General features: G+C 70.7%; 14 protein-coding genes and 1 pseudogene. 6 read left to right on the top strand and 9 right to left on the bottom strand.

Annotated features, from left to right (window positions below; all coding sequences use genetic code 11):
* The first annotated feature begins 117 nt into the window (after positions 1-117).
* Positions 118-1122 (top strand): Lrp/AsnC family transcriptional regulator, encoded by a 1005-nt coding sequence (locus ACIBJH_RS15920; protein WP_399117810.1) that lies wholly within the window; start codon positions 118-120, stop codon positions 1120-1122.
* A 269-nt stretch (positions 1123-1391) separates the two neighbouring features.
* Here the strand turns inward: ACIBJH_RS15920 and ACIBJH_RS15915 are convergent, their stop codons facing one another.
* Positions 1392-1595, bottom strand: a complete 204-nt coding sequence (locus tag ACIBJH_RS15915; RefSeq protein WP_399117429.1) for a hypothetical protein — start codon at positions 1593-1595, stop codon at positions 1392-1394.
* On the opposite strand from ACIBJH_RS15915, the gene ACIBJH_RS15910 reads away from it, so the two are divergent.
* Positions 1579-2508, top strand: a complete 930-nt coding sequence (locus ACIBJH_RS15910) for a DUF3500 domain-containing protein (RefSeq protein ID WP_399117428.1) — start codon at positions 1579-1581, stop codon at positions 2506-2508. The two genes, ACIBJH_RS15915 and ACIBJH_RS15910, sit on opposite strands and share 17 nt — an antisense overlap.
* Before the next feature lie 122 nt (positions 2509-2630).
* On the opposite strand, the gene ACIBJH_RS15905 is transcribed toward ACIBJH_RS15910, so the two are convergent.
* Positions 2631-3500 carry a LysR substrate-binding domain-containing protein gene (locus ACIBJH_RS15905; RefSeq protein ID WP_399117809.1) on the bottom strand — a complete coding sequence of 290 codons (870 nt, stop codon included), beginning with the start codon at positions 3498-3500 and terminating at the stop codon, positions 2631-2633.
* 183 nt (positions 3501-3683) lie between these two features.
* Between ACIBJH_RS15905 and ACIBJH_RS15900 the strand changes: the two genes are divergently transcribed.
* Entirely contained in the window at positions 3684-4700 is a 1017-nt protein-coding gene (locus ACIBJH_RS15900) for a bile acid:sodium symporter family protein (protein ID WP_399117427.1), read from the top strand.
* Here the strand turns inward: ACIBJH_RS15900 and ACIBJH_RS15895 are convergent.
* The 3 genes from ACIBJH_RS15895 to ACIBJH_RS15885 all read right to left on the bottom strand — a co-directional run bounded on the left by ACIBJH_RS15895 (position 4633) and on the right by ACIBJH_RS15885 (position 8830).
* Positions 4633-5871 carry a DUF4185 domain-containing protein gene (locus tag ACIBJH_RS15895; RefSeq protein WP_399117426.1) on the bottom strand — a complete coding sequence of 413 codons (1239 nt, stop codon included), beginning with the start codon at positions 5869-5871 and terminating at the stop codon, positions 4633-4635. The genes ACIBJH_RS15900 and ACIBJH_RS15895 overlap by 68 nt on opposite strands.
* Positions 5872-5881: 10 nt before the next feature.
* Positions 5882-7756, bottom strand: coding sequence for an exo-alpha-sialidase (locus ACIBJH_RS15890; RefSeq protein WP_399117425.1), 1875 nt, complete (start codon positions 7754-7756; stop codon positions 5882-5884).
* Between the two features lie 156 nt (positions 7757-7912).
* Positions 7913-8830, bottom strand: a complete 918-nt coding sequence (locus ACIBJH_RS15885) for a zinc-binding alcohol dehydrogenase family protein (RefSeq protein WP_399117424.1) — start codon at positions 8828-8830, stop codon at positions 7913-7915.
* An 83-nt stretch (positions 8831-8913) separates the two neighbouring features.
* Here ACIBJH_RS15885 and ACIBJH_RS15880 point away from each other — a divergent pair, with 83 nt between their 5' ends.
* Both ACIBJH_RS15880 and ACIBJH_RS15875 read left to right on the top strand, forming a co-directional pair.
* Positions 8914-9351, top strand: a complete 438-nt coding sequence (locus tag ACIBJH_RS15880) for a MarR family winged helix-turn-helix transcriptional regulator (RefSeq protein WP_399117423.1) — start codon at positions 8914-8916, stop codon at positions 9349-9351.
* A 19-nt stretch (positions 9352-9370) separates the two neighbouring features.
* Complete coding sequence (locus ACIBJH_RS15875) at positions 9371-9919, top strand: isochorismatase family protein (protein WP_399117422.1); 549 nt, start codon at positions 9371-9373, stop codon at positions 9917-9919.
* Between the two features lie 77 nt (positions 9920-9996).
* On the opposite strand, the gene ACIBJH_RS15870 is transcribed toward ACIBJH_RS15875, so the two are convergent.
* Positions 9997-10716: an SDR family oxidoreductase gene (locus tag ACIBJH_RS15870; protein WP_399117421.1), complete on the bottom strand. Its 720-nt coding sequence runs from the start codon at positions 10714-10716 to the stop codon at positions 9997-9999.
* Positions 10717-10856: 140 nt separating this feature from the next.
* On the opposite strand from ACIBJH_RS15870, the gene ACIBJH_RS15865 reads away from it, so the two are divergent.
* Positions 10857-11702, top strand: coding sequence for a LysR family transcriptional regulator (locus ACIBJH_RS15865; RefSeq protein ID WP_399117420.1), 846 nt, complete (start codon positions 10857-10859; stop codon positions 11700-11702).
* Positions 11703-11775: 73 nt separating this feature from the next.
* On the opposite strand, the gene fdhD is transcribed toward ACIBJH_RS15865, so the two are convergent.
* The 3 genes and pseudogenes from fdhD to ACIBJH_RS15850 all read right to left on the bottom strand — a co-directional run bounded on the left by fdhD (position 11776) and on the right by ACIBJH_RS15850 (position 13761).
* Complete coding sequence (gene fdhD / locus ACIBJH_RS15860; RefSeq protein ID WP_399117419.1) at positions 11776-12624, bottom strand: formate dehydrogenase accessory sulfurtransferase FdhD; 849 nt, start codon at positions 12622-12624, stop codon at positions 11776-11778.
* Positions 12594-12776 (bottom strand): annotated as a pseudogene (locus ACIBJH_RS15855) (hypothetical protein); the annotation flags it as partial. The gene fdhD and the pseudogene ACIBJH_RS15855, both read right to left, overlap by 31 nt.
* Positions 12777-12789: 13 nt before the next feature.
* Positions 12790-13761, bottom strand: a complete 972-nt coding sequence (locus ACIBJH_RS15850; RefSeq protein ID WP_399117417.1) for a 2-dehydropantoate 2-reductase — start codon at positions 13759-13761, stop codon at positions 12790-12792.
* Positions 13762-13783 lie beyond the last annotated feature (22 nt).

Below are 13783 nucleotides of genomic sequence, written 5' to 3'. Positions count from 1 at the left end.
GCCCTCAACTCCCCTGTCCGGGATGACCAGTTCTCCGTACGATGGGCTCCTCCCGGACGATCACCGCCGAACAGGGCACCTCATCGCCGGAATCCGACAGGAGCAGCCGTGCTGGAGATGGAATCCGACACCCTCGACCGGCTCGACATGGAACTCCTCACCGCCCTGGAGATCAACGGCCGCGCCTCCTTCAGCCGCCTCGGCACGGTCCTCGGCGCCTCCGACCAGACCGTCGCCCGCCGCTTCCGCAGACTCACCGCCGAGGCCGGCCTGCGCGTCGTCGCCATCCGCGACGCCGAACGCCTCGGCCAGGACCAGTGGATGCTGCGCCTGCGCTGCGCCCCCGACAACGCCCTCAACATCGCCGACGCCCTCGCCAAGCGCCCCGACACCGCCTGGATCGGCCTCGCGTCGGGCGGCACCGAGATCGTCTGCCTCACCCGCCCGCGCAACCCCGGCGACTACGACGACCTCCTGCTCGGCAAGCTCCCGCGCACCCCCAGCGTCCTGGACATCCGCGCCCACCAGATGCTGCACCGCTTCTACGGCGGCCCCACGGGCTGGCTCCGCCGGTTCAAAGTGCTGGCGGACGACCAGATCGCCGCCCTGCTTCCCGAACCGGCGCCGACACCGGGCCCCGCCCGCATCGAACCGGACGACGAGGCCCTGATCGCCGTACTCGAACGCGACGGACGCGCCACCTACCCCGAACTCCAGCGCGCCACCGGCCGCTCCGAGTCCGCCGTCAAGCGCCGCCTCGCCACCCTGATCGGCTCCGGAGCCGTGTACATCGACATCGAGTACGACTCGGAGGTCTTCGGCTACCCGCGCGCGGCCGTGCTCTGGATCACGGCGACCCCCGCGGCACTCCACTCGGTCGGCGAGGCACTGGCCACGCACGACGAGATCGCCTACGCGTCCGCGACGGCCGGCACGTCCAACATCGTCGTGACGGCCGTCGTCAAGGACACGGCCGGGCTCTACGACTACCTCAGTGGACCCCTGGGCGGGCTCGACGGGGTGCGGCACGTGGAGGCGAGCCCGTTCCTGCGCCGGGTCAAACAGCTGACGTACCGGACGCTTCCGCTCAACTCGCCCTCAACTCGCGCTCCCTCAAAGTAAGTTCAAGATAAATCATGCTCAACACCAAGCACTCGGAGGCGTGAATCACAGTGTCCGGCGATCGAATGTGGCTCGTCCAAAGCGAAGCCGCAGGGATTTCCGCAAAGATCTTTTCCGGTGCCGGAAAAAATCATGGGAAATCCTCAGGGCGAGACCCCTGAAGGGAATATCGAATTGAAGACCAAAAACGCTCACCGCAGGTCTCTGGGACGGCACAGGAAGGTGGTGGGCGCCTTAGCGGCAGCGACGGCGCTCCTCGGTGGCGGGCTCTACGCCAACGCGAACGCCGCCTCCGTCCAGTCCGATCCGTCCAGCAGCGCCTCCGCCTCTGACCCCGGATCCCGGTCGCCGTCCCAGTCCACCCCCGGATCCACCTCCCCGTCGACTCCAGGATCCGCTCGCCCGTCCTCGATCGTGCCCTCGAACTCCGCCGGGACCGGCACCTCCGTCTCGGACGTGGTCGACGCCGCCAACACCTTCCTCGACACCCTCGACGACGACCAACAGGCCGACGTACTCCTCGACTTCACCCAGGCCAACGCCGTCGCCTGGTCGAACCTCTCGTGCGGCGCGACCTGCCGGGTCGGCATCGAACTCAGCTCCCTCAGCGACACCCAACTCGCCGCGGCCAAGGCCGTGGTCGAGGCCGCCACGGGCACCGGCAGCGACACCGGCTACAACCAGATCTCCCAGATCCTCGCGGCCGACGACGTCCTCGGCGAGACCGACAGCAGCTACGGCAGCGGCAACTACTACCTCGCCTTCCTCGGCACCCCCAGCACCACCGGCACCTGGCAACTCCACTTCGGCGGCGACCAGTTGGCCGTCAACCTCACCTACAAGGACGGCGAGGTCGTCGGCGCCACCCCGTACTTCGCCGGCGTCGAACCCGTCAGCTGGACCGACGACGACACCACCTACGCTCCGCTGTCCGGGATGCACGACGGCCTGGTCTCGATGCTCGAAGGCCTGACCGACGACGAGCTGACCGAGGCGAAGCTCTCCGACACCACCACCGACGTCGTGCTCGGCCCGGACGACGACGGCGACTTCCCCACCACCAAGGAAGGCGTCGCGGGCAGCGAACTCACCGACGACCAGCAGCAGTTGATCCTCGACGCCATCACCCCCTGGGTCGAGGCCGCGGACGACACGACCGCCGCGTCCACCCTGAGCACCTACAAGTCGGAGCTCGACGACACCTACATCTCCTACTCCGGCACCACCGACCTGGACACCGCAGGCGACTACGTACGCATCGACGGACCCGGCGTCTGGATCGAGTTCTCGGTCGAGGACGGCGTCGTCGACACCAGCCAACTCGGCTACAGCAGCGTCTACCGCGACCACGACACCGACTACGGAGGAGAGTTCTCGTTCTCCTGATCCGCATAACATGACGGGCGGCGCTGCCCCTGAACGACAGCGCCGCCCGCTGTTGCGCGTTTCCGCAGTCGGTATTTCTCGTACGGCTTTATTTTTAACCCTCGTGGAATTGGACATCGGTATTACGGACCGCGCCGATGCAGTCGATCCCCGCCCGCAAGAATCGCCGCCGCCAACGCGTCCGCCGCCCCCTGTGCGGAAACCCTGCGCCGCCCGTGCACCAGCACGAAATCGACCTCGCCCAATTCCGGTAGCCCCGCCCGCTCCGGTACCCGTACGAGTCCCGGCGGCACCAGCCCCTTCGAGTGCGCCATCACCCCGAGTCCCGCCCGGGCGGCGGCGATCAGCCCGTTCAGACTCCCGCTCGTGCACGCGATCCGCCACGCCCGCCCCTGCCGCTCCAGCGCCTCCATCGCGAGGGCCCGAGTGATCCCCGGCGGCGGATAGACGATCAGCGGCACCGGACGGTCCGCGTCCAGGCGCAGCCGCTCCGCACCGATCCACACCAGCTTGTCGTGCCACACCAGTTCGCCCCGCGGATCCTCGGTCCGCCGCTTCGCCAGCACCAGGTCCAGCTTCCCGGCCGCCAGTTGCTCGTGCAGCGTCCCGGACAGCTCCACCGTCAGCTCCAGGTCGACCTCGGGATGGTCGTAGCGGAAGCCCTCCAGGATCTCCGGCAGCCGGGTGAGGACGAAGTCCTCGGACGCCCCGAAGCGCAGCCGGCCGCGCAGCCGGGTGCCGGTGAAGAACGCCGACGCCTGCTCCTGCACCTCCAGGATCCGGCGCGCGAAGCCGAGCATCGCCTCGCCGTCCTCCGTCAGCTCCACGGAGTGCGTGTCCCTGGTGAACAGCTGCCGTCCCGTCGCGTCCTCCAGCCGCCGCACATGCTGGCTCACCGTGGACTGGCGCAGCCCGAGCCGCCGCGCGGCCTGCGTGAAACTCAGCGTCTGGGACACCGCGAGGAAAGTCCGCAGGTGGGAGAGGTCGTACATGGCATACACCATGGCATACACCGTAGCCGGTCATCGCGAAACGCGATGACAGTCAGAGCGGTATGACGGATTCCCGATCAAGAGGCGGAAGAGGACGATGGGGAGGGCACCGGTCCGCGCCGGACGGGCGGACGTACAGCGAGACAGTGGAGTACAGTGAAACGCCTGCGATGGCCCAGTCGGATGCCGATCGACCCCTACATCCTGCTGCTCCTCGGGACGGTCGGCATCGCCGCACTCCTCCCCGCCCGAGGCACCGGCGCCGATGTCGCCTCCGGCGCCTCCACGGCCGCCATCGCCTTCCTCTTCTTCCTCTACGGCGCCCGCCTCTCGACCCGCGAGGCACTGGACGGCCTCAAGCACTGGCGACTGCACACCACCGTCCTGGCCTGCACCTTCGTCGTCTTCCCGCTGCTCGGCCTGGCCGCCCGCGGCCTCGTCCCGGTGCTCCTGACCCACCCCCTCTACCAGGGGCTCCTCTTCCTCACCCTCGTCCCCTCGACCGTCCAGTCCTCGATCGCGTTCACCTCGATCGCGCGCGGCAACGTGCCCGCCGCGATCTGCGCCGGCTCCTTCTCCTCCCTCGCCGGCATCGTCATCACCCCGCTGCTCGCCGCCGCCCTGATCGGCGGCAACGCGGGCGGCTTCTCCGCCGACTCCGTCGTCAAGATCGTGCTGCAGCTCCTCGTGCCGTTCCTCGCCGGGCAGCTGCTGCGACGCTGGATCGGCGGCTTCATCACCCGGCACAAGAAGGTCCTCGGCTACGTCGACCGCGCCTCGATCCTCCTCGTCGTCTACACCGCGTTCAGCGAGGGCATGGTCCAGGGCATCTGGCACCAGGTCAGCGCCCTGCGCCTCGCCGGACTGCTCGCCGTCGAAGCCGTCGTCCTCGCCGTGATGCTCACCCTGACCTGGTACGGCGGCAAGGCGCTGCGCTTCGACCGGGAGGACCGGATCGCCATCCAGTTCGCCGGCTCGAAGAAGTCCCTCGCCTCCGGACTCCCCATGGCCAGCGTCCTGTTCGGCGCCCACGCCTCCCTCGCCGTACTCCCGCTGATGCTCTTCCACCAGATGCAGCTGATGGTGTGCGCGGTCATCGCCAAGCGCCGCGCCCGCGATCCACAGCCCGAGGTCACCGGGACGGCGGACCCAAGCGCAGGGTCACGAACCGCGGTCGGTACAGCGACACATTCCGGCTGAGGTTCCAGGCCGCCGAAGTGGCCGTCGCCTCCAGCCAGTTGACGTCGTAACTGAGCACGATCCGCCCGTCGCCGCCGAGCGCCGGATGCGTCTGCGGGTTGTACGCGGCGACCTGCCCGGCCGGCAGCGGCGGACTGAACCCCCGGTCCGGCCCGTGCCACGGCCCGACGGGCGAACAGGCCCAGTACGAGGTCACGGTGGTCAGCCCCCGGCTGCCCGCCGCCATCGTGAACAGGACGTACGTCCGCCCGTCCCGCACCACCGAGAACGCGCTCCCCACACCGGTGTGTTGCCCGTCCCCGAGCACCGCCCGCGGCCCGGCCCGAGCCGTCCACGCGGAGCCGTCCCAGTACTCCCAGGCCCCCGGCTCCCCGAGCCGTCCTTCCGGCACCCGCGCCACATACGCCGAGGACGTCGGCCGCGCCGCCGCCTGCGCGTCGTTCCCGCCGAAGACATACGTCCACCCGCCCGCCGCGACCAACGTCGTCCCGAACTGCAGCCGCCGCGAAGGGTCTTGGACCAACCGCTGGTCGAGGACCTTCACGATCGACTCCACCCGCAGGTCCGGCAGCGACAGTGTGGCCACCTCCGTCGCGGTCGGCACCCCGTAGATCCACGGATACGCCCCCGCCGTCCGCGTCCACAGCAGCACCCGTACGACCGACTCGGCCGAACCGGGGGAGCGGGGCTCGACGCGGGCCGCGACCGGCCAACGCCACTCGTTCGGGGCCGGATCGGGGAACAGCGGCGCAGGGAGGGTGAGTTGGGGGTGTCCGGCGTGCATCACGACCGCCGAGTTGCGCACCAGCGGCGCCGTGGTGTCCCGCCAGACGTAGGACTCGCCGACCGGGTTGGGCGGGCCGTGGACCTGGCCGAGGTAGGTGTCGGAGAACAGCCACAGCACCCGCCCGTCCGGCAGCCGCACCGAGTGGGTGCCGTCGCCGCCCGTCCAGTCGTCGGTGCGGGTCGCGTCGTCGCCGTACGCGGCAAAGGAGTTGGTGAGTTGCGTGTCGGCCGACCAGGAGCGCACCGTACGGGCCGGGCACGCGGCGCCGCCCTCCCGGTCGTGGTCCTTCGGAAGGGCGGTGAGCAGCACGGCCGCGAGAGCCAGGGTCAGCACCAGGCCGACCCCGGCCCCCGTCCGCTGTCGTGCTCGTCGGTCCTCGGGCACGCCCGTGACGTTAGTGGCTGCCGCTCACATGGTCCATGGGCAGCCACAGCACGGTCCCGGCGGTCGGCGGCTGTTGTGCGGCCAGCTCGTCGTCCGTCAACAGCCGGTCCCAGACGTGGACTTCGTCGAGCGAACCGGTGAAGTACACCAGGCTGTCGACCCGTTGGCCGAGGTGCACGCCGAACGGCGAGTTGCGGCTCACCGACCCCACGACGTCCGCCGTACTCACCGTCGTTCCGTCCACGGAGAGCGTCAACTGCCCACCACCGCGCCGTACTACAGCGTGATGCCACTGCCCGTCGTTGTAGGCGCCCGCGGTGACCACGGAGGTGGTGTGGACGGCCGTCGCACCGTCCCGGGTGGTGATCAGCGCCCGCACGCGGTTGCCGGCGGGCTCACCGCGCAGCCACACCTGCGGCTGGCTGGTACCGACCCCGCCCATCCACAGGAACGGCTGATCGCCGGTCGTCACGGTGTAGCGGAACCAGAGGGACGCCGTGAAGTCCTTCGTCCCCAGGGGCAGTCGGTCGCTGTAGGGCAGTCGTACGGCGTCGTCGACACCGTCGAAGGACAGCGCGCCGCCGGACACGCCGTCCGTCTCCTGGGCGCCGCCGAGCACGGCCGCGGGCCTGGCGTGCGGGGCGAGGTCGGCGGTCGTCGGGTCCGGGCCCCGACGCGGTTGCAGCCAGGCCTCGTCGAAGCGGGCGAAGCGGATCTCGTCGGTCGCCGACACGGCTCCGCCCTCGTAGAGCAGGCCCACGGTGTCCCCGCTGATCCGCGCCATGTCGGAGTAGCCGGACCAGTCCTTCGTCACCACCGTGCCGCGGTCCACGCTGTCCCAGGTGCGCCCGCCGTCGTAGGAGGACCGGATCATCATCGTCCGGCGGCGGTCGGGGTCCGCGTCGCAGGACAGCAGGATGCGGGAGCCGAGGCCGAGGGTGGCGCACTGGACCTGCGGGGCGTACAGGTCGGGCAGGTCGCGGAAGGGCGCGGTGAAACTGTCGCCGCCGTCGCGGCTGACCGCCTGGGTGCGGTGGCCGAGGTCGGTGCCGTCCTGCTCACGGCCGCTGACCAGGATGGAGCCGTCGGTGCGCTCGGTGAGCGTCAGCTCGGACGGTTTCTGCCGCCAGGTCCCGTCGGCCGCGATCGGGTACGAGTCGGTGGCGCCGATCCTCCAGTGGTCGCCGCCGTCGTCGCTCACGATCAGCGCCGCGTTGTTCGCGGTGACCCGACTCCCGTCCCAGGTCTCGGTGTTGACGCCGAACACGAGCCGGCCCCGGTGCTTGCCGCGGGTGAGCTGGATGCCGTGCACGGGGCCGGTGGCGTACCAGGAATTCCAGTTCGGGGGCAGGATCTCGTCGCTCAGGTCACGCGGCTGCGACCAGGTGAGGCCGTCGTCGTCGCTGTACTGGAGATGCGGGGTGCGGTCGCAGGGGACCGAGCAACTGGCGCTGTCCGTACGGCCCGTGTTGTACGTCTCGGCGAGCAGGATGCGGCCCGTCTCGCGGTCCACGACGGGCGCCGGGTTGCCGTGCGTGTCGCCGCCGCCGTGGTTGACGACTTGCAGCGGGCTCCAGGTGGCGCCGTCGTCGGTGGAGCGTTTGACGACGATGTCGATGTCGGCGGCGTCACCGCAGTTGAGGATCCGGCCCTCGGCGAACGCGAGCAGTGTCCCGTCGTCGGTCCGTACGACGGCCGGGATCCGGAAGCAGGCGTAGCCCGGGTCCTGAGACGCCTTGAAGAGGACCTGTTGGGTGAACTCCGTTGTGGGGCTCATGTGTTGGGCGGCGGCGGCGCGGCCCGGGCTCGGGAGGACCAGCAGTGCGGCCAGGGTGAGTACGGCGGTGAGGGTGGATCTCGGACGTGCGCGAAGACTTGACGGCATGGTGGTGCGACCTGCCCTTCATTCGTCTTGACATCCGGACATCCCACGTCCAACGGGCATGCCACAGACGTTAGTTGGGGCATCCGAAGCCTCACAAGAAGCGTGCAGCGGTCGGTGTCACGGAAGTTGACGGGGCGACAGGGGCGAGCCGGTGCCTCAGGGGCGTAGCACGACCTTGCCCAGATTGCCCCGCGACTCGATCACCTCGTGCGCCTTCGCCGCCTCCGCCAGCCCGAACTCCCCGTGCACCAATGGCTTCAGGGCGCCCTCGGCGAACAACCGCCACAGCTCCCGCCGCCACCGCTCGTACAACTCCGGCCTCCCGCGCGCGATCCGCGCCATCTGGAACCCGATCACGGACTTCGCGCCCACGAGAAGGTCGTACGCCTGGATCGTCCCGCCGCCCGAGCTGTACGTCACGAGCCGCCCGCCCGGGACGAGCGCGGCGACCGCAGGGGTGAGCAACTCGCCGCCCACCGCGTCGAGTACGTAGTCGACTGGCTCGACCGAGCCCAACGCGTCGTAGTCGATCACCTCGTCGGCGCCCAGGGCGCGCACGAAGTCGCCCTTCGCCGGATCGGAGACGGCGCCCACGATCCGCCCCGCGCCCCGCGCCTTCGCCAACTGCACGGCGAGATGGCCGACTCCGCTCGCCGAGGCCGTGATCAGCGCGGTCTCGCCGGGCTCGGCGCGGGCCGCGTCCAGCGCGCCCAGGGCCACCAGTCCGCTGCGGACGAGCGCGACCGCGTCGACGGCGGAGGCGGTGTCGGGCACGGGGGAGGCCATGACCTCGTGGAGGACGGCGAAGTCGGCGTAGCCGTGCCCGAAGCACAGCCCCGTCACCCGCTCGCCCACCCGGAATCCGGTCACCTCCTGTCCTACGGCGACCAGCTCGCCCGCGATCTCACCGCCGAGCGGGATCGGCTCGGCGGCCTCGGTGACCTTGCGGACGACGGGCAGGGTGACCCCGATCGCCTCGGTGCGGACGAGGAGTTCACCGGGCCCGGGGTCGGGTACGGGGGCCTCCTCCAGGAACAGCGGGCCGCCGGTGGACTCGTACCGGACGCGACGCATCGCACCTCCAGGAATCGTTGGGAGGCCCAATGGTATTCACGATTTCATTGGGAAGTCCAACGACTTCTGGGTAGGCTGTCCCCATGGCCGAAGCACCCCTCCCCGCGATCCGCTCCCTCCCCAGCTGGCTCCTCGGCCGAGCCGCCGCCCGGGGCCGGGCCCTCGTCGCCGACGCCCTGGCCGCCGAAGGTCTGAAGATGTGGCACCACGTGGTCCTCTCCGCCGTCCGCGACCTCGCCCCCGTAGCCCAGGCCGACCTGGGCCGAAGTGTCGGGCTCGACCCCAAGGACCTCGTCGGCATCCTCAACGACCTCCAGGCCGCCCACCTGGTCGTCCGTGAGCCTGACCCCAAGGACCGCCGCAAGAACGCGGTGTCGCTCACGGCGGAGGGCGCACGCCTGCTGAAGCGGTGCGAGAAGGCGGCCCGTGCCGCCAACGACCGGCTCCTCGCACCGCTGTCGGCGGCCGAACGCGACCGGTTCATGGACCTGTTGATCCGGATCTCCGGTACGGACGGCTGACGGGAGCTAACGTTCCGTCATGACCCCACCGCAGACTCCCGAACCCCGGCTCGCCCTCGACCCCGCGCGCACCGCCCTGGTCCTCGTCGACCTGATGGACCGCATCGTCGCGCTGCCGCTCGAACCGTACAAGGGCACCGAAGTCCTCTCCGCGGCCGAGGAGTTGGCAGCCGCCTTCCGCTCCGCCGGCGCGCTCGTCGTACTGATCCGGGTCGAACGCCCCGGCATCACCGAACAGCCCTCCGGCGGCGGACTCGTCGCCGGACTGGCCGGGGAGGGCGACCTGGAGATCGTGAAACGGACGATCGGCGGCTTCCAGGGCACGGGACTTGACGAGCACCTGCGTGAACGGGGCGTCGACACCCTGGTGTTCGGCGGGATCGCCACCAACCTCGGTGTGGAGTCCACCGCCCGCGCCGCCGGTGACCTCGGGTATCAGCTCGTCTTCGTCGAGGACGCGATGAGCGCGCTCACCGACGCCGAACACCAGGCGTCGGTCACACTCGACTTCCCGCGGCTCGGGTCGGTCGTGACGGCGGCGGAGGTGGGGTTCACGCCGGGAGGCTGAGACGCCCTGTGCGCAAGGCCGTCGACGAGAGGCTGACACGCCCTGTACTCAAGGCAGTTGAGAAGTGCGGCCGGCCGTCAGACGAGGAGGGTGCCGCCGTCCACGACCACCGTCGACCCCGTGCTGTAGCCGCCGCGCATCAGATACAGATACGCCTCGGCGACATCGGCCGGCTCACCGATCCGGCCGACCGGGAGCGACCCGGCGACGGACGCGAACAGGCCGTCCCGGTCCTCGTCGGGCAACTCCCGCCACAACTCGGTGCGGACGAGACCGGGCGCGACCACGTTGACCCGCAGCGGCGCCAACTCCAGGGCCAGCGCCCGGGTCAGCGACTCCATCGCCCCGCACAGCGCGGCGGCGACGGACGTACCGGCCATCGGCCTGCGCCCGGCGGTACCCGTGGTCAGCACCACCGAACCGCCCTCCCGGATCGACCCCACGCCGTACTTCACCGCCGTGTACGCCCCCCACAACCGCGTGTCCAGGAACGCCCGGCCGCGCCCGAGGTCGGACTCCGCCACGCTCTCCATCAGCAGCGCCTCACCCGCCGTGTACACCAGGTGGTCGTAGCCGCCGAGCCCAGCGAAGAAGTCCCGCACCGCGCCCTCGTCACCCGCGTCGAGCACCCGGCCCTCCGCGTCCTGAGGGAGCCGCTTCAGCGCCGCGTCCACACTCTCCCGCCGACGCGAGGCGACCACCACCCGGGCGCCCTCCCGCCCGGCCGCCTCCGCGACCGCGAGCCCGATGCCCGCCGTACCCCCGATGACGACGATCCGCTGTCCCCGCAGTCCCATGTCCTGCCCCTTCCGTGTTGCCGTGACGTCGTCCAGCCTGCGGTGGCCGCCACTCCGCCGTCCAAGACCTCTTCCGGCGTCGGCGATACCCTGAAGGCATCGCCGACGGCGACGGCCACGGCAGGGAGGCGGTGGCACCCATGGATCTCGACCTGCGGAAGGTCCGCTACTTCGTGGCGGTGGCCGAACTGCTGCACTTCGGGCGCGCGGCCGAACAGCTCCACATCGCGCAGCCCGTGTTGAGCCGTCAGATCCGGGCCCTGGAAAAGGACTTGGACGCCACCCTCTTCGAACGCGACAGCCACGGCGTGACCTTGACGGCCGCCGGACGCCAACTCCTCGACGACGCACGGACCTTGCTCGCCTCCGCGAACGCCACCCGCCGCAGAGTGCAGCGCACCGCGCACGGGCCGCACCGCCTCGTCGTCGGCTTCCGTGCCGGTGTCGTGATCACCCCCACGCTGCGCGCCTTCGGCGCCGCCCGTCCCGAGGCCGAGGTCAAGGCCCGCCGGGTCGAATGGGACGACCAGGAACAGCTGATCCTCGACGGCACCGTCGACCTCGCCTACCTGCGCCGCCCCGTCCGCGAACAGGGCCTCACCCTGCTCCCGCTGTTCACCGAGCCCCGGGTGGCCATGCTCCCCGCCGACCACCGGCTCGCCGGCAAGCCGGACCTCGTCCTGGCCGACCTCGACGGCGAGACCTGGCTGCGCTACCTCAACCCCCACCCCGACCCCGACGACGTACCGATCCGCAGCATCGAGGAGAAGTTCGAGAACGTCGCCTCCGGAGCGGGCATCACCCTTGTCCCGGTCTCCGTCGCCGAGCAGTACTCCCGCCCCGACATCACCTACGTCCCCGTCACCGACGCCGAACCCGACGAGGTGATCCTCGCCTGGGAGACGGCCCGCCGCTCACCCCTCGTCACGGCGTTCGTACGGGCCGCACAGGGGGTCGAGGGTCAGGGCGTCGAAGGGCAGGATTGAGGCGGGGCCCCTGCGGCGCAGGGGGCGCTCCCCGCCGACCGGGGCCCCGCCGCCGTGCCGCGGGACGAGGGCGTCAACCCTGGGTGGCCGCGGCCGTCAGGGCGATGCGGTCCTCGCCCGCGTACACGTTCATGTTGCTGCCCCGCAGAAAGCCCACCAGGGTCAGACCCGTCTCCGCCGCCAGGTCCACGGCCAGCGACGAGGGCGCCGACACCGCCGCCAGCACCGGGATCCCGGCCATCACGGCCTTCTGCGCCAGCTCGAACGAGGCCCGGCCCGAGACGAGCAGGATCACCCGGGACAGCGGCAGGTCCCCGTTCTGCAGGGCACGGCCGACCAGCTTGTCGACCGCGTTGTGCCGGCCCACGTCCTCCCGTACGTCCAGCAGCTCGCCCTCCTCGCTGAACAGGGCCGCCGCGTGCAGACCCCCGGTCCGGTCGAAGACCCGCTGGGCCGCGCGCAGCCGGTCGGGGAGGCTCGCGAGCAGCGCGGGTTCGACACGGACCGGGGGAGTGTCGGCGATCGGCCAGCGGGTCGTCGTACGGACCGCGTCCAGGCTCGCCTTGCCGCACAGACCGCACGACGACGTCGTATACACGTTCCGCTCCAGCGTGATGTCCGGGATCACCACGTCCGGGGCGGTGCGCACGTCGACGACGTTGTATGTGTTCGTCCCGTCGACCGTCGCCCCCGCGCAGTAGACGATGTTCCGCAGATCGTATGCATTCGCCAGTACACCCTCGCTGACCAGGAACCCGGCCGCGAGCGCGAAGTCGTCGCCGGGCGTCCGCATGGTGATGGCGAGGGGTTTGCCGTTGAGCCGGATCTCCAGGGGTTCCTCGGCGACGAGCGTGTCCGGACGGCTGTAGACCGCGCCGTCGCGGATCCGGATCACCTTGCGTCGTTCCGTGACTCGTCCCATGTCCTGATCAGCCCCGGTTCTGTACGTGTCTGTACGTGCTGGTGGCCGTAACGGCCCTTGCTGCGAAAGTCGCCGCAGGCCACCCGGTTGTCGTGCGGCGAGGTGACCCTCACGCTCTCATTGTCCTGCACGTGCCGAGTGAGCCGGCGGCCCGCCCGCTCCTCCTCACGCGGCGCTCTGCAGCGCGAGCAGGTCCGAGATGGCGTGCACGGTGCGCAGGGTGGGCACCTCCACGCCGGTGATCTCCGCCAACTCGACGACGGCCGCGAGCAGTACGTCGAGTTCGAGCGGCTTGCCGCGCTCCAGGTCCTGGAGCGTGGAGGTGCGGTGGTCACCGACGCGTTCCGCGCCCGCGAGCCGCCGCTCGATGGAGACACCGACCTCGCAGCCCAGCGCCTCGGCGACCGAGAGCGTCTCGGTCATCATGATCTCGATGACCCTGCGGGTGCCGCCGTGCAGACACATCTGCCGCATGGTGGCCCGGGCCAGCGCGCTGATCGGGTTGAACGAGATGTTGCCGAGCAGCTTGAGCCAGATGTCGTTGCGCAACTCCCGCTCGACCGGGCACTTCAACCCGCCGGCCCGCATGGCCTCGCTCAGAGCGAGACAGCGCGCCGAGACGCTCCGGTCGGGCTCCCCGATCGAGAACCGGGTGCCTTCGAGATGGCGTACAACTCCCGGGCCCGCGAGCTCCGTTGCCGCGTAGACGACACAGCCGACGGCCCGCTGGGGCGCGAGCACCGCACTGACCGCTCCGCCCGGGTCCACACTCTCGATGCGCTGCCCGTCGTAGGGGCCGCCGTGCGCGTGGAAGTACCACCAGGGGATGCCGTTCTGGGCCGCGACCACCGCCGTGGTGTCGTGCAGCAGGGGCTCGATCAGCGGCCCGCACGCCGCGTACGAGTTGGCCTTCAGGCCGAGGAGGACGAAGTCGACCTGGCCGATCTCCGCCGGGTCGTCGGTGGCATGGACGCGGGCGGTGAAGTCGCCGCGCGGGCTGAGGACTTGGACGCCGTGCTGCCTCATGGCCGCGAGATGCGGTCCACGGGCGACGAGATGCACATCGGCGCCCGCACGGTGGAGCGCGGCGCCGACATAGGCGCCGATCGCACCGGCGCCGAGGACTGCGACTTTCACTGGGGCTCTCCGTTCGGTCGAG

It is taken from the genome of Streptomyces sp. NPDC050548, from assembly GCF_044457385.1.
Lineage (GTDB): Bacteria > Actinomycetota > Actinomycetes > Streptomycetales > Streptomycetaceae > Streptomyces.
The sequence above is the reverse complement of the archived record's forward strand: the minus strand, read 5'-3'. Positions and strand labels throughout refer to the sequence as shown.

What these genes read in the sequence shown, in the direction of transcription:
- ACIBJH_RS15920 (WP_399117810.1), top strand. Translation starts at nt 118, where the DNA reads ATGGAATCCGACACCCTCGACCGGCTCGACATGGAACTCCTCACCGCC.
- ACIBJH_RS15905 (WP_399117809.1), bottom strand. Translation starts at nt 3,500, where the DNA reads ATGTACGACCTCTCCCACCTGCGGACTTTCCTCGCGGTGTCCCAGACG.
- ACIBJH_RS15900 (WP_399117427.1), top strand. Translation starts at nt 3,684, where the DNA reads ATGCCGATCGACCCCTACATCCTGCTGCTCCTCGGGACGGTCGGCATC.
- ACIBJH_RS15890 (WP_399117425.1), bottom strand. Translation starts at nt 7,756, where the DNA reads ATGCCGTCAAGTCTTCGCGCACGTCCGAGATCCACCCTCACCGCCGTA.
- ACIBJH_RS15885 (WP_399117424.1), bottom strand. Translation starts at nt 8,830, where the DNA reads ATGCGTCGCGTCCGGTACGAGTCCACCGGCGGCCCGCTGTTCCTGGAG.
- ACIBJH_RS15880 (WP_399117423.1), top strand. Translation starts at nt 8,914, where the DNA reads ATGGCCGAAGCACCCCTCCCCGCGATCCGCTCCCTCCCCAGCTGGCTC.
- ACIBJH_RS15875 (WP_399117422.1), top strand. Translation starts at nt 9,371, where the DNA reads ATGACCCCACCGCAGACTCCCGAACCCCGGCTCGCCCTCGACCCCGCG.
- ACIBJH_RS15870 (WP_399117421.1), bottom strand. Translation starts at nt 10,716, where the DNA reads ATGGGACTGCGGGGACAGCGGATCGTCGTCATCGGGGGTACGGCGGGC.
- ACIBJH_RS15865 (WP_399117420.1), top strand. Translation starts at nt 10,857, where the DNA reads ATGGATCTCGACCTGCGGAAGGTCCGCTACTTCGTGGCGGTGGCCGAA.
- fdhD (WP_399117419.1), bottom strand. Translation starts at nt 12,624, where the DNA reads ATGGGACGAGTCACGGAACGACGCAAGGTGATCCGGATCCGCGACGGC.